General features: G+C 65.4%; 24 protein-coding genes. 10 read left to right on the forward strand and 14 right to left on the reverse strand.

Going from position 1 to position 24,214, the window contains the following annotated elements:
• The first annotated feature begins 18 nt into the window (after positions 1–18).
• Positions 19–468 (forward strand): YMGG-like glycine zipper-containing protein, encoded by a 450-nt coding sequence (locus tag OEG79_RS19205; RefSeq protein WP_264146532.1) that lies wholly within the window; start codon positions 19–21, stop codon positions 466–468.
• Here OEG79_RS19205 and OEG79_RS19210 read toward each other — a convergent pair.
• The 6 genes from OEG79_RS19210 to OEG79_RS19235 all read right to left on the reverse strand — a co-directional run bounded on the left by OEG79_RS19210 (position 462) and on the right by OEG79_RS19235 (position 7,227).
• Positions 462–1,217 (reverse strand): DUF4824 family protein, encoded by a 756-nt coding sequence (locus OEG79_RS19210; RefSeq protein WP_264146533.1) that lies wholly within the window; start codon positions 1,215–1,217, stop codon positions 462–464. The genes OEG79_RS19205 and OEG79_RS19210 overlap by 7 nt on opposite strands.
• Positions 1,214–2,269: a DUF2157 domain-containing protein gene (locus tag OEG79_RS19215; protein WP_264146534.1), complete on the reverse strand. Its 1,056-nt coding sequence runs from the start codon at positions 2,267–2,269 to the stop codon at positions 1,214–1,216. The genes OEG79_RS19210 and OEG79_RS19215 overlap by 4 nt, the downstream gene beginning before the upstream one ends.
• A gap of 42 nt (positions 2,270–2,311) precedes the next feature.
• Positions 2,312–2,746 carry an acyl-CoA thioesterase gene (locus OEG79_RS19220; protein WP_264146535.1) on the reverse strand — a complete coding sequence of 145 codons (435 nt, stop codon included), beginning with the start codon at positions 2,744–2,746 and terminating at the stop codon, positions 2,312–2,314.
• A 74-nt stretch (positions 2,747–2,820) separates the two neighbouring features.
• Positions 2,821–3,984: an iron-containing alcohol dehydrogenase gene (locus OEG79_RS19225; protein ID WP_264146536.1), complete on the reverse strand. Its 1,164-nt coding sequence runs from the start codon at positions 3,982–3,984 to the stop codon at positions 2,821–2,823.
• A 214-nt stretch (positions 3,985–4,198) separates the two neighbouring features.
• Positions 4,199–5,989, reverse strand: a complete 1,791-nt coding sequence (locus OEG79_RS19230; RefSeq protein ID WP_264146537.1) for an acyl-CoA dehydrogenase C-terminal domain-containing protein — start codon at positions 5,987–5,989, stop codon at positions 4,199–4,201.
• A complete protein-coding gene (locus tag OEG79_RS19235) occupies positions 5,986–7,227 on the reverse strand; it encodes a 3-hydroxyacyl-CoA dehydrogenase (RefSeq protein ID WP_264146538.1) in 1,242 nt (413 codons plus the stop codon). Before OEG79_RS19235 ends, OEG79_RS19230 begins: the two co-directional genes overlap by 4 nt.
• Positions 7,228–7,325: 98 nt before the next feature.
• On the opposite strand from OEG79_RS19235, the gene OEG79_RS19240 reads away from it, so the two are divergent.
• On the forward strand, positions 7,326–8,225 hold the full coding sequence (locus OEG79_RS19240; RefSeq protein ID WP_264146539.1) for a LysR family transcriptional regulator: 900 nt from the start codon (positions 7,326–7,328) through the stop codon (positions 8,223–8,225).
• A gap of 53 nt (positions 8,226–8,278) precedes the next feature.
• Here the strand turns inward: OEG79_RS19240 and OEG79_RS19245 are convergent, their stop codons facing one another.
• On the reverse strand, positions 8,279–9,199 hold the full coding sequence (locus OEG79_RS19245; RefSeq protein WP_264146540.1) for an aldo/keto reductase: 921 nt from the start codon (positions 9,197–9,199) through the stop codon (positions 8,279–8,281).
• Positions 9,200–9,428: 229 nt separating this feature from the next.
• A complete protein-coding gene (locus OEG79_RS19250; RefSeq protein WP_264146541.1) occupies positions 9,429–9,596 on the reverse strand; it encodes a hypothetical protein in 168 nt (55 codons plus the stop codon).
• Between the two features lie 230 nt (positions 9,597–9,826).
• On the opposite strand from OEG79_RS19250, the gene OEG79_RS19255 reads away from it, so the two are divergent.
• The 4 genes from OEG79_RS19255 to OEG79_RS19270 are packed head-to-tail and all read left to right on the forward strand — an operon-like array spanning position 9,827 to position 13,277.
• On the forward strand, positions 9,827–10,966 hold the full coding sequence (locus OEG79_RS19255; RefSeq protein WP_264146542.1) for an MlaE family ABC transporter permease: 1,140 nt from the start codon (positions 9,827–9,829) through the stop codon (positions 10,964–10,966).
• Positions 10,963–11,748 carry an ABC transporter ATP-binding protein gene (locus tag OEG79_RS19260; RefSeq protein ID WP_264146543.1) on the forward strand — a complete coding sequence of 262 codons (786 nt, stop codon included), beginning with the start codon at positions 10,963–10,965 and terminating at the stop codon, positions 11,746–11,748. The genes OEG79_RS19255 and OEG79_RS19260 overlap by 4 nt, the downstream gene beginning before the upstream one ends.
• Entirely contained in the window at positions 11,749–12,666 is a 918-nt protein-coding gene (locus OEG79_RS19265; RefSeq protein WP_264146544.1) for an MlaD family protein, read from the forward strand. It begins immediately after the preceding gene.
• Positions 12,663–13,277 carry an ABC-type transport auxiliary lipoprotein family protein gene (locus tag OEG79_RS19270; protein WP_264146545.1) on the forward strand — a complete coding sequence of 205 codons (615 nt, stop codon included), beginning with the start codon at positions 12,663–12,665 and terminating at the stop codon, positions 13,275–13,277. Before OEG79_RS19265 ends, OEG79_RS19270 begins: the two co-directional genes overlap by 4 nt.
• Here the strand turns inward: OEG79_RS19270 and OEG79_RS19275 are convergent.
• The 3 genes from OEG79_RS19275 to hslO form a co-directional block, all read right to left on the reverse strand.
• Entirely contained in the window at positions 13,274–15,202 is a 1,929-nt protein-coding gene (locus OEG79_RS19275) for an ATP-dependent DNA helicase RecQ (protein WP_264146546.1), read from the reverse strand. The genes OEG79_RS19270 and OEG79_RS19275 overlap by 4 nt on opposite strands.
• Before the next feature lie 184 nt (positions 15,203–15,386).
• Entirely contained in the window at positions 15,387–16,928 is a 1,542-nt protein-coding gene (locus OEG79_RS19280; protein ID WP_264146547.1) for a phosphoenolpyruvate carboxykinase, read from the reverse strand.
• Positions 16,929–17,085: 157 nt separating this feature from the next.
• Entirely contained in the window at positions 17,086–17,973 is an 888-nt protein-coding gene (gene hslO, locus OEG79_RS19285; protein ID WP_264146548.1) for an Hsp33 family molecular chaperone HslO, read from the reverse strand.
• A 215-nt stretch (positions 17,974–18,188) separates the two neighbouring features.
• On the opposite strand from hslO, the gene OEG79_RS19290 reads away from it, so the two are divergent.
• The gene (locus OEG79_RS19290; RefSeq protein WP_264146549.1) at positions 18,189–18,983 is read left to right on the forward strand and encodes a phosphatase PAP2 family protein; all 795 of its coding nucleotides are present in this window, start codon (positions 18,189–18,191) and stop codon (positions 18,981–18,983) included.
• Positions 18,984–19,048: 65 nt separating this feature from the next.
• On the opposite strand, the gene OEG79_RS19295 is transcribed toward OEG79_RS19290, so the two are convergent.
• Positions 19,049–19,477 carry an RNA-binding S4 domain-containing protein gene (locus tag OEG79_RS19295; protein ID WP_264146550.1) on the reverse strand — a complete coding sequence of 143 codons (429 nt, stop codon included), beginning with the start codon at positions 19,475–19,477 and terminating at the stop codon, positions 19,049–19,051.
• Between the two features lie 146 nt (positions 19,478–19,623).
• Here OEG79_RS19295 and OEG79_RS19300 point away from each other — a divergent pair, with 146 nt between their 5' ends.
• From OEG79_RS19300 to OEG79_RS19310, 3 genes are read left to right on the forward strand one after another with little or no spacing between them, the layout of a single operon-like run.
• Positions 19,624–20,061 carry an ATP-dependent zinc protease gene (locus OEG79_RS19300; RefSeq protein ID WP_264148751.1) on the forward strand — a complete coding sequence of 146 codons (438 nt, stop codon included), beginning with the start codon at positions 19,624–19,626 and terminating at the stop codon, positions 20,059–20,061.
• Positions 20,058–20,963 carry a 30S ribosomal protein S6--L-glutamate ligase gene (gene rimK / locus OEG79_RS19305; RefSeq protein ID WP_264146551.1) on the forward strand — a complete coding sequence of 302 codons (906 nt, stop codon included), beginning with the start codon at positions 20,058–20,060 and terminating at the stop codon, positions 20,961–20,963. Before OEG79_RS19300 ends, rimK begins: the two co-directional genes overlap by 4 nt.
• Positions 20,960–21,856 carry a S66 peptidase family protein gene (locus tag OEG79_RS19310; RefSeq protein ID WP_264146552.1) on the forward strand — a complete coding sequence of 299 codons (897 nt, stop codon included), beginning with the start codon at positions 20,960–20,962 and terminating at the stop codon, positions 21,854–21,856. Before rimK ends, OEG79_RS19310 begins: the two co-directional genes overlap by 4 nt.
• Before the next feature lie 41 nt (positions 21,857–21,897).
• On the opposite strand, the gene OEG79_RS19315 is transcribed toward OEG79_RS19310, so the two are convergent.
• Together OEG79_RS19315 and ompR are read right to left on the reverse strand one after the other, a co-directional pair.
• Complete coding sequence (locus OEG79_RS19315) at positions 21,898–23,214, reverse strand: ATP-binding protein (RefSeq protein ID WP_264146553.1); 1,317 nt, start codon at positions 23,212–23,214, stop codon at positions 21,898–21,900.
• A gap of 89 nt (positions 23,215–23,303) precedes the next feature.
• Positions 23,304–24,041 carry a two-component system response regulator OmpR gene (gene ompR, locus OEG79_RS19320; RefSeq protein WP_264146554.1) on the reverse strand — a complete coding sequence of 246 codons (738 nt, stop codon included), beginning with the start codon at positions 24,039–24,041 and terminating at the stop codon, positions 23,304–23,306.
• Positions 24,042–24,214 lie beyond the last annotated feature (173 nt).

Genomic DNA, 24,214 nt, shown 5'->3' on the forward strand with positions numbered 1-24,214 from the left:
TCCGTGATCGAGAAGCCTATGAAGTCTCTACAACTCCTCTTCCTCTCCCTGGGCCTGAGCACTGGCGGTTTCGCCTTTGCCGGCAGTACCGAAGCAGGTTTGGGCGGTGCCCTGGGCGGCGCGGTAGGTGCGATGGTTGGCCAGCAGGTCGGTGGCAACACCGGTGCTGCAGTCGGCGCCGGTCTCGGCGGCGCGGCAGGCAGCATCGTTGGCGCTGATCGTCGCAGCCGCACCGAAGCGGCCATCGGTGGTGCGCTAGGCGCGGCCGGTGGCAACGTGGTCGGTCAGCAGGTCGGCGGCCATACCGGCGGTGTGGTGGGTGCCGCCGTGGGTGGTGGCGCCGGTGGCGCGCTGGGCAACTACATGGGCAATGCCAGTTACGACGATGACCGCCGCGGCAAGCACCACCATCATCATCACCACGGCAAGAAGCCCAAGAAGCACCACAAGCACTGGCGCCGTCACTGATCGACCCCGACCAACCAGGGCTCAAGGCGCTGGCCGAAGGCAACTTCGACCTGCACCTTGGGCCTTTTGTCGTCATAGCCGCGCGAGCGCCACTGGACAAAGACATCCCGGTAAGGTTTCGGCACGCTGATGCGATCACCCTCCAGCACGACGCTGGCGCTGTAGCGGGTCGTATCACCGTAGCGGTAGGCTCTCAGGCGACCGGCCAGAATCACCTGGCGCTGGCGGTCCGGCCATACCCGGCGTAGAGCTTCGGCATCCAGGCCGGCATCTACCAGCAACAGTCGCGTGGCCTGCTGTGTCTCGTGCCGCAGATCAAGCCGACGCTGCTCGAGTTGCTGACGCAATTTCTCGTCCCCCGGCTGCGCCGCAGCTGCCGCCTGAGCGCTGGCCAGTTCATCCCGGGCACGCTCAAGCCGCTGTCGATAGCTCGGCCCGTCCAGTTCCAGCACCAGCCATAGCGGCCGCTCCGCAGCGCGGCCCAGGTCGTTCGGCGCGAAACCCAGCTCGCGCAGCTTGGCCTCGCCCAGCCATGACCAGTCGGGATCTGCCTGGCGCCAGAGCAGTTGCAGGCGCACGCCACTGTTTTCCTCGCTACGCAACCAACTGTCGGACGACAAGCGTAGCTCCCGCTCGCTCAATCGCAGTTGCGCCTGCGCTTCACCGCTGCGGTTGTACCAGACGCCCGCCAGGGCCACGGCATTGCTTGCCAGGATCAGCCCGATGCCCAACCAGAGTGAACGGTTCATGCCGCACCTCCACGGCGCCAGCGCTGCAGCACGACCAGCAACAGCAGCGCAATCAACCCGAGCAGCAGGAAGAACAGGTAGCGCGGCAGCAGCTCCCACCACCAGTCGAACAGCTTGCTGAACAGCAGCACCAGGGCAAAGCCCAACCCGGTGTTGACCACCTCGGCCCAGCCGCGGCGTATGCCCAGCCAGATCACCAGTCCCGCCAGAATGAAGCCCAGCGTCTGGTAGAAGGCTTCCACCCAGCGCACCGGCCAGTCGAGGTAGCTGCCCTGCCCCCAGTAGCTGAGGATCAGGACCGGCCCGAACAGGTACAGCAGGCCGACCACCCGATAGCAGGCGGCGAAACCGACCCGTCGCGTCTGATCGATGAACTGCGGCAGTAGAAACATCAACGCAGCAGGCAGGAAGTTCTCCGGGTGGTCATCCAGCGACCACCAGTACAGCCCCGCCCAGTCGTGCAAGCGGGCAGCAAGAAACAGACCGAAGCACAGCAGCGCAGTGACCAGCAGCAGACGCTGACGACACTGGTAAGCCAGCAGCAGCGCCAGCGCGCCCCAGGGCAACAGCGCCTTGTCCGAGGGCGTGATATTGAAGATCTGCCCGAGCATCGACAGGTTGAGCACGAAGCAGACGAATGCCAGCACCGCCGCCAGCTTGGCGTAGTAACCGGAAGCGTCGCGCGCCTGCAGCCAGAAGCACAGCAGCAGGCTGCCCAGCGAGCAGCCGACCAGCACACCGACCTGCGCACCGACATCGAACAGGCCCCAGAACTGGTAGAAGAGGAAGAACAGCCCGGCCGCCAGCGCCAGCGCACCGATCAGCGAGGCCAGACGCATACCCAGCGACAGCTGGCGTGCGCGGGTATCGGCGTCGATATCCAGGGTCTGCCGGTAATGCGCCAGCAACTGATCGTGGTAGGCAGTCAGGCCCTGCTCCTGCTCGGCACTCAGTTGCAACACCTGCTCGCGGCGCAGCTCGGCCAACTCGGCACGAAACGCAGCGATCCGTTCGGCACGGCGTTGCGCCTGCTCGCGTTGCAGATCGGACATAGGCACTCCCTGGCGGCATGAATCGCCACAGCCTAGCACGCCTCAGGCGACCAGCAGGCGCTCCAGCGCCGAGCGCAGCGGCCCGGGAATACTCACCGGACGATTGCTCGCACGGTCGACGAATACGTGGACGAAGCGCCCGGCGGCGCAGGCCTGCTCTTCTCCGGCTCTGAAGATCGCCAGCTCGTACTGCACCGAACTGTTACCCAGCTTGCCGACGCGCAGGCCGACCTCGATGGCATCGGGAAAGGCGATGGAAGCGAAGTAATCGCAGGCCGAGCTGACCACGAAGCCGACCACTTCCCCGTCATGGATGTCCAGGCCACCCTCGGCGATCAGGTAGGCATTCACCGCACTGTCGAAGTAGCTGTAGTAGGTCACGTTGTTGACGTGGCCGTAGATGTCGTTGTCGTGCCAGCGCGTGGTGATCGGCTGGAAGTGGCGGTAATCGCCACGCAGGTGTTGGGGTTGGCTCATGATGTTCCTTCGCTTGGTATCGCGGCTGAAGCCCCTCCCACAGGCTGCGTCGCTCTTGTGGGAGGGGCCTTGAATCAGTAGGCAGCCTGATAAATGGCCAGCGCCTGCTGCTCGGTCATCTCGCGCGGATTGTTCACCAGCAGGCGCTGCTGCAGCATGGCGTCCGCCGCCAGCGTCGGCAACATGGCCTCGCCAACCCCGGCATCACGCAGCCGCGTCGGCAGGCCGCTGCGCTGGCTGAAAGCAGCCAGCGCCTCGATCAGTTGCTCGGTCTGCGTTGCCGCACTGCCCGCACGCAGACGCTCACCCAGCACCAGCGGCGCCAACTCGGCGTATAGCGGTGCGGCAGCCGGTGCATTGAAGGCCAGCACCTGCGGCAGCACCAGAGCGTTGGAAAGCCCATGGGGAATGTGGAAATGCCCGCCCAGCGGATAGGCCAGCGCATGCACCGCCGCCACAGGGGCATTGGCGAATGCCTGCCCGGCCAGACAAGCGCCAAGCAGCATGGCCTGGCGCGCCTCGCGATTGCCGCCGTTATGCACCACCTCATCGAGATTGGCTGCCAGCAGACGAAGCGCTTCACGCGCCAGCAGGTCGGACAGCGGGTTCTTCTTCAGCGCGCTGGTGTAGGCCTCGATGGCATGCACCATGGCGTCGATACCGGTCGCCGCGGTGACCGCCGCCGGCAGACCGAGGGTCAGGTCGGCGTCGAGCAGGGCCAGATCCGGCAGCAGCAGCGGCGAAACCACGCCCATCTTGGTGGTCTCGCCCGTGGTGACGATGGCGATCGGCGTCACCTCGGAGCCGGTGCCTGCGGTGGTCGGCACCTGAATCAGCGGCAGACGCCGACCACGGGCATTACCCACACCGTAGATCTCGCTCAGGGTCTGGTCGCAGTCGGGATGCGCCAGCAGCGCCACCAGCTTGGCCACGTCCATCGAGCTGCCGCCACCGAAGCCGATCACCAGCTCGGCCCCCATCTCGCGAGCCTCTGCGACGGCGGCCAGCACCACGGGCTCTGGCGGGTCGGCCAGCACCTGGTCGAATACCCGCACGCTCATGCCGGCGCGGGCGAAACCTGACAGCGCCTCCCCGAGCAGGCCGAGACGGGTAATGCCGGGATCGGTGACGATGAGCACGCGCTGAGCGCCGCGCTCACGGCAGAGTTCGGCCAGACGCAGGCTGGAGCCGGATTCGCAGAGAATCTGCGCGGTGGTGGCGAAGCTGAAGGGATGCATGCAGTGCTCCTCTTGTTGTAGTCCGGATGAAATCCGGGGTCGGTCAGGCAAATCTCCCCCTCCCTTAAGTGGGAGAGGGAGCTATCCGCGATAGACCTGAACAAGGCGCTATCGCTCCGCTCTCCCGCTTGCGGAAGCGAAGCACCGCTTCGCCCGCTGGAGCGCCCTGAGCTCTGCGAAGAGCAGGGGCGCAAAGCGGGGCTGGTGGAGAGGGCTAGAAGGCGAAGCTGTCCTCCGCCAGGGCCATCAGGCAATCCGCTCCGCCCTGCAGGGCCTCCCGGTGTGCGCTGGCGCGCGGCAGCACGCGACGCAGGTAGAACTCGGCGCTGTGCAGCTTGGCCTGGTAGAACGCAGCCTCGCCGCTGTCCGAATCCAGGGCATCCTGCGCCCGCGCAGCGGCCTGCAACCAGAAGCCGGCAAGCAGCACATAGGCCGAGTACTGGAGGAAGTCCACCGACGTGGCACCGATCTCCTGCGGATCACGCTGGCAGGCGGCGATCACCTCGGCGCTCAGCTCACGCCATTCGCCCAGACGCGCCTGCACGACGCTGGCCATTTCCCTCAATGCCGGGCGCGAAGCCTGGGCGTCGCACAGCGCGCTGAACTCGGCCTGCAGCGCAGAGAGTTCGGCTCCGCCGTCGCCGAGCAGCTTGCGGCGAATATAGTCCAGCGCCTGGATGCCGTTGGTGCCCTCGTAAAGCTGGGTGATGCGGCTGTCGCGCATCAGTTGCTCCATGCCCCATTCGCGGATGAAGCCGTGCCCACCGTAGACTTGCACGCCATGGCTGGCCACTTCCTGGCCCATGTCGGTGAAGAAGGCCTTGACGATGGGAATCAGCAGCGCCGCGCGCTTGCCAGCCGCCTTGCGCGCCTCGGACGACTCTGCGCCGTGCTCCAGATCGAGCTGGCGCGCGCTGTAGGCGGCGAGCATGCGGCTGCCTTCCACCAGCGTTTTCTGCGTCAGCAGCATGCGCCGCACATCGGGATGAACGATGATCGGGTCAGCCGGCTTGTCCGGTGCCTGTACGCCGCTCAGGCCACGAGACTGCAGGCGTTCGCGGGCATAGCGCAGGGCGCCCTGGAAAGCCGCCTCGCCGATGCCCAGCCCCTGCAGACCGACCTGGAAACGCGCGTCGTTCATCATGGTGAACATGCAGGCCAGGCCCTGGTTGGCCTCGCCCACCAGCCAGCCGGTGGCGCCGTCGAAGTTCATCACGCAGGTGGACGCACCCTTGATCCCCATCTTGTGCTCGATGGCCCCGCACGACAGGCTGTTGCGTTCGCCCGGCGTGCCATCGGCAGCGGCGATGAACTTCGGCACCAGCAGCAGGCTGATGCCCTTCACACCCGCCGGGGCATCGGGCAGACGCGCCAGCACCAGATGGACGATGTTCTCGGACAAATCCTGCTCGCCGCCGCTGATGAAGATCTTGCTGCCGCTGACCTTGTAACTGCCATCGGCCTGCGGCTCGGCGCGGGTGCGCAGCAGCGCCAGATCGGTGCCGGCCTGCGGCTCGGTCAGGCACATGGTGCCGGTCCACTGGCCGCTGACCAGCTTGCCCAGATACTGCTGCTTCAGCGCCTCGCTGCCGTGCTTGTGCAGCGCCAGCACGGCGCCCTCGGTCAGACCGGAGTAGACGCGAAAGGACAGCGAGGCGCTCATCAGCATCTCGTGGAAGGCGCACGCCACCAGTTGCGGGAAGCCCTGACCGCCGTACTCCACCGGGCCGGTCATGCTCGCCCAGCCGTTGTCCACATACTGCCGGTAGGCTTCGGCGAAGCCCTTGGGCGTGCTGACCTGGCCGTTTTCCAGATGACAGCCTTCCTCGTCGCTGTTGCGATTGAGCGGCGCAACTTCGCCGGCAGCGAAAGCCGCAGCCTCCTCCAGCACGCCATCGATCAGCTCGCGATCCAGACCGTTGCCCAGGCGCTCGCAGTGGTCGGCAGCGTCGAACAGTTCGTGCAGCACGAAGCGCATATCGCGCAATGGTGCCTGATAGCTCATATCTCACCTTCCTGTACATCGCTGAAGCGCTTGTTCTCGCCAGCCAGGCGTTCGATCAGCGCCGCCGGTTGCCAATGCGCGCCGAAGCGCTCGGTCAGTTGCAAAAGACGTTGATGGATCGCCGCGATACCCTCGCCGTCGGCCCAGGCCATCGGACCACCGCGCTCGGCGGGAAAGCCATAGCCGTTGAGATAGACCAGATCGATGTCGTGGCTGTTGGCGGCGATGTTCTCCTGAAGAATCTTCGCCCCCTCGTTGACCAGTGCCAGCAGGCAGCGCTCGAGAATTTCCTCGGTGCCGATATCACGGCGGGTGAAGCCAAGCCGCTCCGACTGCATCTGAACCAGCCCGTCTACGACCGGGTCATGTTCGGCCTGGCGACTGCCGGGCGCATAGAGGTAGTAACCCTTGCCGCTCTTCTGGCCGAAACGACCCAGCTCGCACAGGCGGTTGTCCACCTGCACCGCCGGGTCGTCCTGGCCCTCGCCGGCCAGCTCGCGGGCACGCCATTCCAGGTCGATACCGACCACGTCGTACATGCGAAACGGCCCCATGGCGAAGCCGAAGCCCTGCAGCGCCGCATCCACCTGATGTGGCCAGGCGCCTTCGAGCAGCAGCATGCGCGCCTCGCGCACATAGGTGTGCAGCATGCGGTTGCCGATGAAACCGTGGCAGTTGCCGGCGACCACCGCCACCTTGCCCATGCGCGCGCCCAGTTCCTGCGCAGCCTGCAGAACGGCTGGCGCGGTCCTCGCGCCACGAACGATCTCCAGCAGCTTCATGATGTGCGCCGGGCTGAAGAAGTGCAGGCCCAGCACCGCCTCTGGCCGTGAGGTGACGGCGGCGATGGCGTCGATGTCCAGTGCCGAGGTGTTGCTGGCGAGAATCGCGCCAGGCTTCATCACCGCGTCCAGCTCGCGGAAGATGCTCTGCTTGAGTTCGAGGTTCTCGTAAACCGCCTCGATCACCAGGTCGGCGTCGGCCAGCGCTGCATAGCCGTCCACGGCCTCGATGCGAGCGCGTCGCGCTGCGGCTTCCGCCTCATCGATGCGGCCCTTGGCGACGTTGTGCGCCCAGGTTTCCTCGGCCATCGCCATACCCGCCTCGATCATCTGCGGGTTGTTGTCCAGCCACAGCACGCGCAGGCCGGCATTGGCCAGGCTGATGACGATGCCGCGGCCCATGGTGCCGGCGCCGATCACGGCGGCACAACGAAGCGGCGAGACGGTGTTGTTCATTTTTGTTCCTCTCGTGCACGAACGGAAAAGCTTGGGTCACGATAAGCAAGCCGCTACTATTTTTGAAATTTAGTCTTGTGATACGACGTATTCAGTATATGAATTTCAGCAATTTCGACCTCAACCTGCTGCGCGTACTCGATGCCCTGCTACGCGAGCAGAACGTCTCGCGCGCAGCCGAACGCCTGGCGCTGAGCCAGCCGGCGGTGAGCAATGCGCTCGGTCGTCTGCGCGAACTGCTCGACGACCCACTGCTGGTGCGGGTGGGCCGGCGCATGCAGCCGACTCCGCGGGCACTGGCGCTGGAGGCGCCGATCCGCAGCGCGCTGCGGCAGCTGGAGCAGAGCCTGAGCGCCGGCGAGGCCTTCGAACCGAGCGAAAGCCGCCAGCGCTTTCGCATCGCCGTCACCGATTACGTCGAGCTGGTGTGCATGCCGCGTCTGCTCGACCGCCTCAGCCACAAGGCGCCGGGCATCGGGATCGACATTCGCCACCTCAGCCCGAGCCTGCCGATGGAGGCGCTGGACAAGGGCGAACTGGACCTGGTGCTGGGCCGCTTCGATGAGATTCCGGCGCGCTTCGCCCGGCGCAGATGGATGAGCGAAACGCTCCAGCTGGTGGTGCGCCGCGAACATCCGCTGCTGCGCCGGGGCGATCTGGACCTGGACAACTTCCTGCGCCTGCGTCACCTCTGGGTGCACGGCGGGCAGACCCGTGGCATGGTCGATCAGTGGCTGGGGGAACAGGGTCTGTCGCGGCAGATCTTCTACACCACGCCGAACTACCTGCAGGCCGCGCATATCGTCGCCGGCAGCGAGCTGGCGGCAGTGCTGCCCACCGCCCTGGCCCGGCATTTCGCCACACTGCTGCCGTTGCAGCTGTTCGACCTGCCCTTCACCTTGGGGCCCTTCCACCTGGAGGTGGTCAGCCTGGCGCAACGTCAGCGCGATAGCGCACTGCAATGGCTGATCGAGGAAATCGTCAGCGTCGCCGGCTGATCACGATCCCACCGCCCCACCTTGGGTCTGCCCGGATTCCAGCCAGTTGCACCTCAGGCGAACAGCTCAATGATGCGCTGACGCTGCGCCGCGTCAGGCAGGCGCCCCTGACCAGCGAGAATGTTGTCGGCCATGTAGCGGGGGTTGGAGGTGGCCGGAATCACTGCCGTCACTGCCGGATTGGCGAGGATGAACTTGAGCATCAACTGCGCCCAGGAGCTGGCATCCAGCTCCACGGTGGCCCAGTCAGGCAGGCTCTTTCCCTTTACCCGCTCGAACAGCGCAGAGCGCTGGAACGGCCGGTTAATCAGCACCGCGATACCCTTGTCGGCGCAGTAGGGCAACAGCTCGCGTTCGGCATTGCGCTCGCCGATGGAGTAGTTGAACTGGACGAAATCCACCGGCTCGCGACGCAACACCTGCAGCAGGCTCTCATGCGCGGAATCCAGATAATGGGTGACACCGATGTAGCGCACCCGCCCCTGCTCCTTCAGCTCGCGCAACAGGCTGAGCTGAGTGCTGGTGTCCTGCAGGTTGTGTACCTGCATCAGGTCGATGGTGTCGGTGCGCAAGGCTGCGAAACTTGCCTCGACCTGGCGCTCACCGGCCGCACGCCCGGTAGAGGACACCTTGCTGGCCAGGAACAGACGCTGGCGCAGGCCGTCCCTGGCGGCCAGCTCCCCGCACACCGACTCGGCACGCCCGTAGCTGGGCGCGGTATCCACCAGGCTGGCGCCGCCATTGACCAGCGTTTGCAGCACCTTGCGCAAAGGCCCCAGCGCTTCGTCGGTCAGTGCCACGTCATGAGTACGCGAGGTCCCCAGGCCGATTACCGGCAGCGGCTCTCCAGTGCTGGGTATCGCCCGACTCGGCAGCGGGCCGGAGGCGAAGGCGGCCGCTGGCAACCAGGGTATCAGGGCAGCCAGCGCGGCCAGGCTGGCACTGCCTTGCAGAACTCGACGACGACTGGGCATGACATGGCTCCACTGACTGTGACCGATTGGTTATAGGCACTGACAGCGCACTGACCAAGTCGTCAACGCCACAGTGAATCCGCTGCGGTCGGCGGTGAGCGACCAGTCAAACGGCTACAGGCCGTTTATCGCGGGGCGAAGGGAAGGAGTGAGGCAGAAGGCGGACGCAATATCCGGTAACCAAAAACGCCGCTGCGCCAAACGGTTGGGGCGCAGCGGTTGGGAAAGCTCAGGCCGCGCGCGAGGAAGATTCGCTGATCAGCATCCCGTGGGAGACGAGGTAGCAGCGGTGGCCTTTCTGCAATATCAAAGGAGTGCGGCTGGAGATGATCCAGCCATCGCTCAACAATTGCTCGATATGAGCCCGCAGTGCGGGAAAATGGCGCTGTTCCTTCATGGCCTTCCTCGATAGCTGGGGGTGCCTGGCACCCTGTTGTTCTTCCGTGACACAGCTCGCAAAAGTGTAGTGGCGCTATGCCAGGAGCGTAAGCGGCGCAAACCCTGAATATCCTGTAGGACATTCGCCATATTTCGATGGTTCAGGGTTTTTCCGACGCCGGCAGAAAAGCGCAGCAGTCCGCATGAGCACGCTGGCCTGAGGTGCCCGAGCGGCGCTAAGCTGTGCCGATGACAACGCCCTATCTGACCTCGCAGCAGACCAGCAGCACGGACGCCGCCAGCGGCCTGCGGCTGGGTGGCGACTGGACGCTGGCCCACTACGCCCGGCTCGAACCTCAGGTACTGGCCCTGCGCGAACGTCTGCACGGCGAGGAACCTGTCGACCTGACTGAGGTGACCGGGCTGGATACAGCCGGTGCGGCGCTGTTGGTGAAGTTGTTCGGCAGTGATCGCCTGCGCCAGCTCACGCAGCAGAGTTCGTTCGACGAACGACGCCGCGCCCTGCTGCTGACGGTGGCCGATGCCATGGCCGGCAGCCAGGAAACGCGATCCGAGCGGGAGCCTTCGGTACTGCGCGAGGTGCTTGGCCATATCGGTGAGGTGGTCGAGGGCATCTGGCACCAGGGCCGCGCGCTGCTCGGCTTCATGGGCCTGACCCTGGCCAGCATGTTGACGATCCTGATAAACCCGAAGCGCTGGCGCCTGACCTCGCTGGCCGCGCATCTGGAACAATGCGGGCTCAACGCCGTGCCCATCGTCGCCCTGCTGACCTTCCTGGTGGGCGCGGTGGTGGCCTTTCTCGGCGCCACCATCCTTGCCGACTTCGGCGCCAGCATCTACACGGTGAACCTGGTGGCCTTCTCCTTCCTGCGTGAGTTCGGCGTACTGCTCACTGCCATTCTCATGGCCGGGCGTACCGCCAGCGCCTTCACCGCACAGATCGGCTCGATGAAGGCCAACGAGGAAATCGACGCCGTCCGCACCCTGGGTCTGAGCCCGGTCGAGTTGCTGGTGCTGCCACGGGTGTTCGCCATGCTCATCGCCCTGCCGATCCTGACCTTCATCGCCATGCTCAGCGGCATGCTCGGCGGCGGTCTGGTCTGCGCCCTGTCCCTGGACATTCCGGCGACCATGTATCTGTCGATCCTGCAGGACAGCGACCTGCTGCGGCACTTTCTGGTCGGCCTGCTCAAGGCGCCGGTCTTCGCCTTCCTGATTGCCCTGATTGGCTGCCTGGAAGGCTTCAAGGTCAGCGGCAGCGCGCAATCGGTGGGCGAACACACCACCTCGGCAGTGGTGCAGTCGATCTTCGTGGTCATCCTGCTCGACGCTTTGGCCGCGCTGTTCTTGATGGAGATGGGCTGGTGAGTCGGGACAAGGTCATCGAGGTGCGCGACCTGAGCAACCGCTTCGGCAGCCAGGTGGTGCACGAGCATCTGGATTTCGATCTTTACCGCGGCGAAATCCTAGGTGTGGTCGGCGGCTCGGGTACCGGCAAGTCGGTGCTGCTGCGCAGTATCGTCGGCCTGCGCCAGCCCAACGCCGGCACCGTGCGGGTGTTCGGCGAGGAGTTGCTGAGCCTGCCGGCCGAACGCCGCTCGCAGCTGGAGCAGCGCTTCGGTGTGCTCTACCAGCGCGGCGCGCTGTTCTCCTCGCTGACGGTCAGCGAGAACGTCGCCCTGCCGCTGATCGAGCATGCCGGCCTGTCACGCGCCGAGGCCGAGCGCCTGGCCCGGGTCAAGATCGCCCTGGCCGGCCTGCCCCAGGATGCGGGCAGCAAGTACCCCAGCTCGCTGTCCGGCGGCATGGTCAAACGCGCTGCCCTGGCCCGCGCACTGGCGCTCGACCCGGATATCCTGTTTCTCGACGAGCCCACCGCCGGCCTCGACCCGATTGGCGCGGCGGCCTTCGACCAGTTGATCCGCACCCTCAACGACAGCCTGGGTCTGAGTGTACTCCTGGTGACCCACGACCTCGACACGCTCTACAGCATCTGCGACCGCGTCGCGGTGCTGGCGCGAAAGAAGGTGCTGGTGGCCGACCGCCTGGACGTGGTGGCAGCCACCGACGACACCTGGATTCAGGAGTATTTTCACGGCCCGCGTGGACGCGCGGCCGCACAAGCCGCCGCGGCGGCAGGGAGTCGATGAATGGAACCCAGAGCCCATCACGTTCTGATCGGCCTGTTCACAGTGCTCACGGTAGGCGCCGCGCTGCTGTTCGGCCTGTGGCTGAACAAGTCCGGTGCAGACCGCGCCTTTACCGATTACGAGGTGATCTTCAACGAAGCAGTCACCGGTCTGTCGCAGGGCAGCGCCGTGCAGTACAGCGGGATCAAGGTCGGTGACGTGATCAGCCTCGGCCTCGATCCCGACGACCCGCGCACGGTGCGCGCACGCATCCGCATCGCCGGCCACACACCGATCAAGCAGGACACCCGCGCACGCCTGGCGATCACCGGAATTACCGGCCTGGCGGTGATCCAGCTCTATAGCGGCACTCCGGAAAGCCCGCCGCTCGTGGGCAAGGATGGCGCGCCGGGGGTCATCGTCGCCGACCGTTCGCCGCTATCGCGGCTGATGGCCAATGGCGAGGATCTGGTAAGCAGCATCACCCGCCTGCTCAACCGCGCCAACAACCTGCTCTCGCGGGAGAACGCCGAGCGCGTGTCGCGCACCCTGGACAACCTCGAACAGGCCACCGCCGGCATCGCCGAGCAGCGTGACGACCTGGCCGAAGCCCTGCGCCAGACCAGCGCTGCCACCCGTGAAGCCGCGGCGCTGATGGCGAATGCCAATCAGCTCCTCGACCGTCAGGGTAGCCAGGTGCTGGAGAGTGCCGAACGCCTGATGGTCTCGCTGGAACGCAGCAGCCAGACCATCGAACAGTTGTTGCAGAACAATCGCGGCGCGCTGGACAGCGGCCTGCAGGGCCTCAGCGATCTGGGCCCGACGATCAGTGAACTGCGCGAAACCCTCGGCGCCCTGCGCGGCTTCTCACGCCGCCTGGAGCAGGACCCCAGCGGCTACCTGCTGCGCAGCGACAGCATCAAGGAGTTCAAACCATGAAGCGCCTCACCCTGTTGCTGGCGGCCACCCTGCTCGGCGCCTGCTCGATCCTGCCGCAGAGTGAACCGCTGGATGTCTACCTGCTGCCGGCCACCGAACTGCCTGCGCAGACGCAACACGTCGACTGGTCGCTGCGGGTAGGCAGTCCGGTCAGCAACCAGTTGCTCGACGGTACACGCATCGTCGTGATGCCCGAGCCCGGACGGATCAATACCTACCAGGGCGTGCGCTGGAGCGAGCGCACCCCGCAGTTGCTGCGCGGCCGCCTGCTCGACGCTTTTCAGGATGACGGCCGGATTCAGGCGCTGAGCAACGAGGACCAGCGCCTGCAAGCCGACCTGGAACTGGTCAGCGACCTGCGCAGCTTCCACAGCGAATACCGCGACGGCATCCCGCACGCGCTGATCCGCCTCGAGGTCAGTCTGGTCGATGCGCGCAGCCAGCAGATTATCGCCAGCCGCCGCTTCAGCGTCAGTCAGGCAGCTGGCGACACCTCGATTGCGGCGGTGGTGGCGGCTTTCGGTCAGGCCGCAGATCAGGTGGCCCGTGAGTTGGTAGACTGGACACTGGCCGCAGGACAACGCAGCCGGGACGGCCTCACGGAGCCCTAGGCGATAGACGCCTCGAGCCAGGCGCGTACCTCGGCATAGGGGTAGTCCTCCAGCGCGGCGAAGCCCGCCAGCTGACGGGCCTTGAGCCTGGTGAACAGGGGCGCACTCACGCCGCAGAGAAAACGCGTCAGGCACTCGTGGCTCGGCTCGCATCCGGCGTACTGCCGGTGCTTCTCGAAGAAGGCGGCGCACAATGCCTGCGCATCCCGACCATTCAGAGCCGGCAACTCGGGTGGTTGCGGCAAGCTGGCAACCTGGCCCCGGCACACCGAACAATGCCCACAGCGCTCGGGCGCCTGCTCATCGCCGAAGTACAGCGCCAGACGGCGGCTCAGGCACTCGCTGCTTTCGAACAGCGCGAGCATGGCCTGGATACGGGCAATCTCGCTGGCCTCGTGAGCGCGAAAGTGCTCGTGCAGCTCACTGGCCAGCGCGTCCAGGTCGAAGCTGCCGTCGAGCACGGCGTAGACCTCGGTCATCTGCTTGCTTTCCAGCTCCAGCCAGCCCTTTTCCTGAAAGTAATCCAGCGCCTTGACCACCCGCGCGCGCTCGGCGCCGTACTCTCGATACAAGGCGTCGAAGTCCAGCGTCGACCAGGTACGCGCCCGCTTCGAGCAGGCCAGGATCGCCTCGACGAACTGCCGGCGCTCGCCCTCGAACTGTCCCAGCAAGGCCTCGTCATCCAGCAGCAGCTTGAAGCGATACTCGGCGAAGTAGGCATAGCGCGGCGCGATGATGCCGCGCAGCTCCAGCTGTACCAGCAGGGTCTTGAGCGGCAGCGCGCGGATATTGCTCTGCCCGGACAACTGGCCGAGCATCAGCTCCCACTGCCCGCCCGTGCCGGCTGCGCGCAGATCGTCGAGCACGGCGCGAATACCGGGGCGTTCCGGGGTATCGCCGTAGACGAAGTTCTCCAGCACGTTGAGGCCGTCGCGACTGGCCAGCACCAGGCAGTCCGAGGCCTCGCCGTCGCGCCCGGCACGGCCGATTTCCTGGCTGTAGTTCTCCACCGACTTGGGCAGATCGAAGTGCACCACGTTGCGGATGTCACGCTTGTCGATGCCCATGCCGAAGGCGATGGTGGCGACGATGCACTCCAGCTCGCCGGCCATGAAACGACGCTGGATCGACTCGCGCACCTCATGGGCCATGCCGGCGTGATAGGCGCTGACGGCCATGCCCTGCCCCTGCAGACGCTCGGCGACCTGCTCGGCGGTCTTCTGCTGGGTGACATAGACGACGCTCGCCTGCCCGCGCCGCGGCGCCAGCCACTGCTGCAGGCGCTGCAGCCTGGCGCCACCCGGTACAGGCTCGACCAGCAGGTTGAGGTTGGACCGGTAGAAGCCGGTGGTGACCACGTCCGCCTCGGCGATGGCGAATTTCTCGCGCATGTCGGCGATTACCCTGGGCGTCGCCGTGGCGGTCAACAGCAGCACCTGGCCGATACCGAACTGGCGCTGGTAGTCCGGCAGCTTCAGGTAATCCGGGCGAAAGTTGTGGCCCCACTCGGAGATGCAGTGCGCCTCGTCGACCACCAGCAGGGAAATCGGTACCTGGGCGATGAAGTTGCGAAAGCGCTCGTTCTTCAGGCGCTCCACCGAGATCATCAGAATCTTCAACTCACCACTGCGCGCGCGGTTCATTACCTCGGCGGCCTGCTCGCGGCTCTGCGCCGAGTCGATGCTGGCCGCGGCTATACCATGGGCATGCAGAAAGGCCAGCTGATCCTGCATCAGCGCCAGCAGCGGCGAGATCACCAGAGTCAGGTGCGGCAGGTGCAGGGCCGGCAGCTGGTAGCACAGCGACTTGCCCGAGCCGGTGGGAAAGATCGCCGCCGCCGAGCGACCGGCGAGTACGGCGCTGATCACCGTCTCCTGGCCGGGCCGCAGGCGATCGAAACCGAAGACACGTTTGAGGGTGGACATGCGCTGTCACTCCGTTGACCGACGAATGAACACCCACCATAACGGCAAAGCGAGCGAAGGCGTAGCCCGGATGCAATCCGGGAAGGGTGACCGGCCACCCCGGATTGCATCCGGGCTACGCAGCCAGCACGCCATAAATGACAAAGCCGCCCGAAGGCGGCCTTGTCAGAGAGCGCGGCTCAACTTACAGCTGCGGACCGGCGTTCTTGATCGCTTCGCTGACATCGAACTTCTGGAAGTTGTCGATGAACAGCTTGGCCAGGCCCTTGGCGGCTTCGTCGTAGGCGTTCTTGTCAGCCCAGGTGTTACGCGGGTTGAGCAGGTTGGTCTCGACGCCCGGAACGGCCTTCGGCACGTCCAGGTTGATGATCGGCAGGTGCTCGGTCTCGGCACCGACCAGCGCGCCGCTCTGGATGGCAGCAATCACGCCACGGGTGGTGGGGATGTTGAAACGCTTGCCGACGCCGTAGCCGCCGCCGGTCCAGCCGGTGTTGACCAGGTAGACCTTGGAGCCGAAGGCATTGATGCGCTTGATCAGCAGCTCGGCGTAGACACCGGCCGGACGCGGGAAGAACGGCGCGCCGAAGCAGGTGGAGAAGGTCGACTTGATGCCGCCGCCGGAACCCATTTCGGTGGAACCGACCAGTGCGGTGTAGCCGGACAGGAAGTGGTAGGCCGCCTGCTCGTTGTTGAGGATCGACACCGGCGGCAGTACGCCGGTCAGGTCGCAGGTCAGGAAGATAACGGCATTCGGCTCGCCGCCCAGGTTCTTCTCGCTGCGCTTCTCGACATACTCCAGCGGATAGGCGGCGCGGCTGTTCTGGGTCAGGCTGTCGTCGGAGTAATCCGGCACGCGGTTGTCGTCGAGTACAACGTTTTCCAGCACGGTACCGAACTGGATGGCTTTCCAGATCACCGGCTCGTTCTTCTCGGACAGATCGATGCACTTGGCATAGCAACCGCCTTCGATGTTGAACACCACGCCTTCGCCCCAGCCGTGCTCGTCGTCACCGATCAGGTAGCGCGACTCGTCGGCCGACAGGGTGGTCTTGCCGGTGCCGGACAGGCCGAAGAACAGGGTCACGTCGCCTTCTTCGCCAATGTTGGCGGCGCAGTGCATCGGCAGCACGTCTTTTTCCGGCAGCAGGAAGTTCTGCACGGAGAACATGGCCTTCTTCATTTCACCGGCGTAACGCATGCCGGCGATCAGCACCTTGCGCTGGGCGAAGTTGATGATCACGCAGCCATCGGAATTGGTGCCGTCACGCTCGGGCACGCACTCGAAGTTGGCGACGTTGAGGATCTGCCACTCGGCCTTGGCGGATGGGTTGTAGCGGGCCGGGTTGATGAACAGCTGACGACCGAACAGGTTCTGCCAGGCGGTGGCGGTGGTCATCTTCACCGGCAGGTAGTGTTCTTCGGCGGAGCCAACGTGCACGAAGGAGACAAAGTGCTCCTGGGCGTTGTTGAAGGCTTCCACGCGGTCCCACAGGGCATCGAACTTGTCGGCAGGGAATGGACGGTTGATGTTGCCCCAGGCGATCTGCGCCTCGGTGCTCGGCTCCTGAACGATGAAGCGATCTGCCGGCGAGCGGCCAGTACGGTGGCCGGTACGAACGACCAGCGCGCCGTTGGCGGCCAGTTCCCCTTCACCACGGCGAATGGCTTCTTCGACCAGTTGCGCGGCGCTGATGTCGGTGTACACGGCGTTGTTGGCTTGCGTCATGAGGGTCCCCGTCGGCCGCTGGCCGAGTCTTCCGAACGTTGTGTAGTACAGGGGCAACTGCACTACACGGTAAAAAAGTCGCGGGAGTATGCCAGAAAAGCGAACTGCTTGGCAGCCTCCGATCCGATAGAGAACGGCTATCGTTGCGAAAAGTTCATCAATGGCGGGTCTGCGACGGCGCCTCGCTGCCGGCACCGGCGAACAGCTGGCTGATGTCGGCGGCATCGAAGACATAACGCTCGTTGCAGAACTGGCAATCGATCACCACACTGCCGCCCTGCTCGGCCAGCAGCAGTTCGGCATCAGCCTGGCCAAGGCTGGCCAGGGCGCTGGCAGAGCGCTCGCGCGAGCAGCTGCAACGGAACTGCAGCGGCTGCTCGTCGAACAGGCGCACGTTCTCCTGGTGATACAGACGATGCAGCAGGGTCGGATTGTCCAGCCCCAGCAGCTCTTCGGCGGTGAGGGTGTCGGCCAGGGTCAGCACATGATTCCAGCTCTCGGCGCGCTCCTGCGGCTCGGTCTGATGGTGCGGCGGCAGCTGTTGCAGGAGCAGACCCCGGGCACGCTGGCCGTCTGCCTTGAGCCAGAAGCGGGTCGGCAACTGCTCGGAACTGGCGAAGTAGTTGGACAGGCACTCGGCAAGGTCCACGCCGTCCAGATCGACGATGCCCTGGTAACGCTGACCACGGGCCGGGTCGATGGTGATGGCCAGCACACCATTGGGCATCAGGCTCTGCAGGTCGGCATCGGCGCCGATCTGTTCGGCATCGTAGCGGGCGATACCACGCAGCTCACGGGCACTGGAGCACTCGACCATCAACAGCGACAGCGGGCCTTCGGCGCGTGCCTGCAGCACCAGCAGGCCATCGAACTTCAGTGTGCCGACCAGCAGCGCAGCGGCGGCCATCATCTCGCCGAGCAGTTGCGCCACCGGCTGCGGGTAGTCGTGCTTGGCCAGCACATGGGCGTAGCTCTCGCGCAGAGCGACCATTTCACCGCGCACATCGGTGTCGTCGAACAGAAAGCGTTGACTGAAGTCGTTCATAGCAGCTGGCCCGGGGTCTGAAAAAAGGCTGGCGATTTTATGCACAAACGCCGGCACAACCAAGGCCCGACCGTCATGTGCGGGCATTCACAGTCCCGGCAACAGCCCTGAACATCGACTGAACGACCAGGCTGCAGCCTTTGCACTATCGTCAACACGGCCTATCATCCGCGCGCCCGAGGCAGGGCCTGTCATACATTCCAGAGGGATCTTCCATGTCGAGCACATTCATCAATCGCCAATGGCACCCACGCGCCCTGCTGGTCTGCCATATCGTGGCCATCGTGCTACTCGCCAGCTGGCTGTGGCAGCCCACCCGTGAACTGTGGAACGCCTTCGATCTGTGGCTGTTCAAACTGCTCAACGATCCGGTACATGCTGGCGGCCTGTGGGCGCATATCTGGGCGATCGGCAGCATGCGTCCGGTCGATGCCGGCGTCGGCGTGGTGATGCTGGTGGTGATGCTCAAGGCCGATCTGATCTTTACCGGCGCACAGGTGCGTCGCGCGCTGTTCGCCTTTCTCGTGGCTCTGATCGTGATGCTGCTGATGCGCGTGCTGTTCGCCGACCTGATCGAATACATGGGCTGGCAACACGCCAGCCCGTCGCTGGTGGTGGAGGGCAGCGCGCGCCTGACGGAATTGTTCCCGGCCTGGGAAGAGCGCTGGGACCTGAAGGACAGCGCCAGCCGCAGCTTCCCCGGCGATCATGCCTCCGTGTTGCTGATCTGGGCCTACTTCATGAGCTTCTTCGCCCGCGGCTGGCGTCTGCTGCTGGTCTGGGCGATTACCTTGATCGGCATTCTGCCGCGCCTGGTGGCCGGCGCCCACTGGGGCGCGGATGCCTTCGTAGGCGGTGTGTTCCTCAGCCTGCTGGCCCTGGCCTGGAGCTGCTACACCCCGCTGGGTTATCACGCCAGCGAATGGCTGGAGAAGATCACCCTGCCGATCACCTCGCGCCTGGCCAGACTGCCGCTGCTGGGCCGCATGAGCATCATCAGCGGGCGCTGACCCGGGTAGCCCGGATGCCTGATTCCCCGGATTTCATCCGGGCTACAGACAACCCGACTCGCTCTCTAATCCTCATCCGCCCAGGGGTGGCGCAGGCCACCTTCCTGCTGTTCATTGAACTGATGGATCTGCCGGCGCTGCTTCTTGCTCGGCCGGCCATCGGTCTGCACGCCCGCTCCTCCCGCCTTGCGCATGGCCGCGGCCTGCTCGCGGCGGGCGATGCTCTCTTCGGTCTCGCGATACAGCAGCTGCGCCTCCGGAGCTCCACGGCGCACGGCTGACAGCGCCAGCACGACCACGGTGCGCTCGTCGAAGCCGGTGCGCAGCACGTACTCATCGCCGACCTTCGGCTCCTTGCCCGGCTTGCAGCGATCACCACGGTGATGCACCTTGCCACCTTCTATAGCGGCCTTGGCCAGCGCGCGGGTCTTGTAGAAACGCGCCGCCCACAGCCATTTGTCCAGGCGCACCTTGTCGTCGTCTTTTTCGCTCATCTCACACTCTGAAGGGGTTTGGCATTCGCACGCGCGGCGGATGCAGTTGTCACCCGACGCAACTAGAATGCGCGGAATCATAGGCGTTGTACGCCGCAGGGGACACTCTAACCTTGAAGACTTTCGACCAGCTCAGCGTGATCGGCCTGCGCGAGTGGATCAATCTGCCCGAGCTCGGCATCATCGGCCTGCGCGCCAAGATCGACACCGGCGCCAGCACCTCGAGCCTGCACGCCAGCGATATCCAGCCGTTCCAGCGTGATGGCGAGGACTGGGTGCGCTTCACTGCCTACCTCGGCACCCAGGTGCAGCGCCGCCATCGCTGCGAGGCGCCGCTGGTGTCGGTCAAACGCATCAAGAGCTCCAATGGCCAGGCGCAGAGCCGCTACGTGATCCGTACCGAACTGGCGCTGGGCAATCTGCTGTGGCCGGTGGAATTCACCCTGGCCTGTCGCAAGACCATGCGTTATCGCGTGCTACTCGGTTCCAAGGCGCTGATCACCGGCCAACTGGTGGTCAATCCTGCTCTCAGCTATGTGCAGGACAAACCCTCACTTTCCTCGTCCCTCTCAGGTGCCCAATGAAGATCGCCGTGCTGTCGCGCAACCCGCGTCTGTATTCCACCCGTCGTCTGGTGGAGGCCGGTCAGCAGCGGGGCCATGAAATGGTGGTGATCGACACCCTGCGCGCCTACATGAACATCGCCAGCCACAAGCCGCAGATCCACTACCGCGGCCAGGCCCTGGAAGGTTTCGACGCGGTGATTCCGCGCATCGGCGCATCAGTGACCTTCTATGGCTGCGCGGTGTTGCGCCAGTTCGAGATGATGGGCGTCTACCCGCTCAACGAATCGGTGGCCATCAGCCGCTCGCGCGACAAGCTGCGCGCCCTGCAACTGCTGTCTCGCAAGGGCATCGGCCTGCCGGTGACCGGTTTCGCCCACTCCCCGGACGACATTCCCGACCTGATTCAGATGGTCGGCGGCGCGCCGCTGGTGATCAAGGTGCTGGAAGGCACTCAGGGCATGGGCGTGGTGCTGGCCGAAACGACCAAGGCGGCCGAGTCGGTGATCGAGGCCTTCCTCGGCCTCAAGCAGGACATCATGGTGCAGGAATACATCAAGGAAGCCGGCGGCGCCGACATTCGCTGTTTCGTGGTCGGCGACAAGGTGATCGCGGCGATGAAACGCCAGGCCAAGGCCGGCGAATTCCGCTCCAACCTGCACCGTGGCGGCAGCGCCAGCCTGATCAAGATCACGCCGGAAGAACGCATGACCGCTGTGCGTGCGGCCAGGGTCATGGGCCTGAATGTCGCCGGCGTGGATATCCTGCGCTCCAACCACGGGCCGCTGGTCATGGAAGTGAACTCCTCGCCAGGCCTGGAAGGCATCGAGACCACCACCACCAAGGACGTCGCCGGGATGATCATCCAGTATCTGGAGAAGAACGCCGAACCCGGCCAGACCCGCACCAAGGGCCGCGGATGAGCCAGGCGTTCGATGGCCGCGTGGCGCTGATCGCCCCCGCTGCGGCCATCGCCGAAGACGTGCTGGAAGCGACCCTGGCGCAACTCGAGGTGCTGGGCGTGCCCTACCACCTGGGCCGGCACGTGCGCGCCCGTCATCGCTACCTGGCCGGCACCCCGGAACAACGCCTGGAGGACCTGCACCAGGCCTTCGCCCTGCCCGATATCGCCGCCGTCTGGTGCCTGCGCGGCGGCTACGGCTGCGCGCAGCTGGTAGCGGACATCGACTGGGCGCTGCTGCAGCAGGCCAGCCCGCGCCCGCTGATCGGCTTCTCCGATCTGTCGGTGTTGCTGGAGGCCTTCAGCCAACATGGTTTACCGGCCATTCATGGCCCGGTGGCGACGGCGCTCGGCCATCAGGTGCTGTCGGCGCCCGCTGGCCAGCGCGAGCGGCTGGCCTCGATGCAGGCGTTGTGGGACCTGCTCAAGGGGCAGCATCGACACCTGCCGCTGCGCCATATCAGCGGCCCGCAACTTGCCATCGGCGGCACCCTGCAGGGCGGCAATCTCACGGCCCTGGCCAGCGTCTGCGGCACGGCTGCCGGGATGCGCCTGGGCGAAGACTCGATCCTGATTCTGGAAGACGTCGGCGAGCCCTACTACCGTCTGGAGCGCAGCTTCTGGCAACTGCTGCAGAGCTTCGCCGGGCAACGCCCGCGTGCGGTATGCCTGGGCAGTTTCACCGACTGTCCGCGGCGCGGTGTGCACCACAGCCTGGAGCAGATCATCGGTGAATACCTGGCACCGCTGGGCGTGCCGCTGTATGGCGACCTGCCCAGCGGCCATGGCGACAGCAATTTCCCCTGGCCCTACGGCAAGCGGGCACGAATCAGCGCCAACAGCCTGAGCTGGTAAAAGGCGCTAGTCGCCTGGGCGCCCGCAGCTTCGATGCCCGGCTACACCGCATCGCGCGGCAGGAGCAGACCGAGCGGCAGGCGCACCCGCGCCTCCAACCCACCACCGCTGCGGTTGCGCAGTTCGACGCTACCGCCATGCATCGCCGCGATGCGCTTGACGATGGCCAGACCGAGGCCGGTGCCACGCCCGCCACGGGCCCGGTCACCGCGAATGAAGGGGTTGAAGATGCTGTCGATCTCGGCCGGATCGATGCCGTTGCCACGGTCCAGCACACTCAGCACCACATAGGGCGCGCCCTGATCACCGGCCAGGCTGGCGACCACCTCCACCGCATTGCCACCGCCATGGTTCAGCGCGTTCTCCACCAGGTTGGTGAGCAGGCGCTTGATCGACACCCGGCGCAACGGGAAGGGCGGAATGTTCTCCAGGCACAGACGTACGCGCTCGTCGCCCTGGTTGTACGGCGCCAGGGTCTCGCGCACCAGCTCGGGGAAGTCGGCCTCTTCCACCGGCTCGTCGCGACCGTCACGAATGAAGGCGAGGAACTGATCGAGGATGGCGTCCATGTCCTCGATATCGCGCACCATGTCCTCGGCCAGTTCCGAGTCGTTGTCCATGAATTCCAGCGCCAGGCGCAGGCGCGTCAGCGGCGTGCGCAGGTCGTGGGAGACGCCGGCCAGCATCAGCTCACGCTCGCGCCCGGCCTGTTCGACATCCTCGGCCATCTGATTGAAGGCGCGGTACACCTCGGTCATCTCGCTCGGCGTATCGCTCACCGGCAGGCGCACGCTGCGCCCCTGACCGAGCTGACGAGCGGCGAAGACCAGACGCTTGAGCGGCGCATTGAGCTGACGCACGAAGATCCAGGCAGCCGCAGTGGACAGCAGACCGATACCGAGGAACCAGCCCAGCACGCTCCAGATCCGCTGGCCGCGCAGCGGATGCGGGTACATCGGCACCCGCACCCAGCCATCGCCGAGGCTCGGCGCATGTACCCAGAGCGCCGGCGGCGTGGTTGCGCGCACGCGGGTTTCGGTATCCGGGCCGAGTTCGGTCTGCATCTGCCGCTGGAAGATTTCGCTGTAGGGCCAGTGCTGCTCGCTGGCCGGCACCTTGTCGCGCGGGATGCGCTTGAGCCCCGCCGCCTGGGCGATATGGTCGCGGTCATCGGGACTGGCCGCCCAGTAGGCTCGCAGCGTCAACGCCGCACCGTGACTGTACTGGCGGTCGACCAGCACGTCCTCGTTCATCATCAGGTACACCAGCGTCAGTGCCTTGGAAAACAGCACGACGACGAGCACCAGCCAGAGGGTGCGGGCGAAGAAGCTTTGCGGGAACCAGTAGGGAGCTTTCATCGATACTCGGGCGGGAGTGAGGTGGGGGCATCAGAAAACGCCCCGCCGGAAGAACAGGGCGGATGAATCAGCTCATCCGCCCAGGAAGATCACTTGCTGCCGTCCGGCACGAACACATAGCCCACGCCCCAGACGGTCTGGATATAGCGCGGTTTTGACGGATCCGGCTCGATCAGGCGGCGCAGGCGGCTGATCTGCACATCGATGGAGCGCTCCAGCGCATCCCATTCGCGACCGCGGGCCAGGTTCATCAGCTTGTCGCGGGTCAGCGGCTCGCGTGCATGCTGCACCAGAGCCTTGAGTACGGCGAACTCACCGGTGGTGAGCATGTGCACTTCCTCGCCTTTCTTCAGCTCGCGCGTGGCCAGGGACAGTTCATAGTCGCCGAAGCTGACGCTTTCGTCCTCGGTACCCGGCGCGCCCGGCACCACCGGAGCCTGACGACGCAGCACGGCCTTGATGCGCGCCAGCAGTTCGCGCGGATTGAACGGTTTGGCCAGGTAGTCGTCGGCACCCAGCTCCAGACCCTGGATGCGGCTGGACTCATCACCCTTGGCGGTGAGCATGATGATCGGAATCTGATTGTTCGCCTCGCGCAGGCGGCGGCAGGCGGACAGGCCGTCCTCACCGGGCAGCATCAGGTCGAGCACCACCAGGTTGAACAGTTCGCGAGCCAGCAGACGGTCCATCTGCTCGACGTTCTCCACCGCACGCACCCGGTAGCCCTGCTCGTCGAAGAAGCGCTCGAGCAGGCGGCGCAGACGGGCGTCGTCGTCGACGATGAGGATCTTCTCGCCTTCGGCGGCAAGGGCAGCGGACTGGGTCATGGCGTCTCCTTGGACAGCCGTACTAAGGACGGCAAGTGGCGGCATTATCGCTCAGGCGCATGGGCAGGCGCTTCAGCCATTGTTAGCAGATTTTTCCCCGAACGGTTCCCAGCGCGGGCGGGTGCGGTGTTTATAATGCGCCGCTTTCGTATCTGGCCGGCATCTTTGCGGCC

The sequence above is a fragment of the Pseudomonas sp. Z8(2022) genome, from assembly GCF_025837155.1.
Lineage (GTDB): Bacteria > Pseudomonadota > Gammaproteobacteria > Pseudomonadales > Pseudomonadaceae > Aquipseudomonas.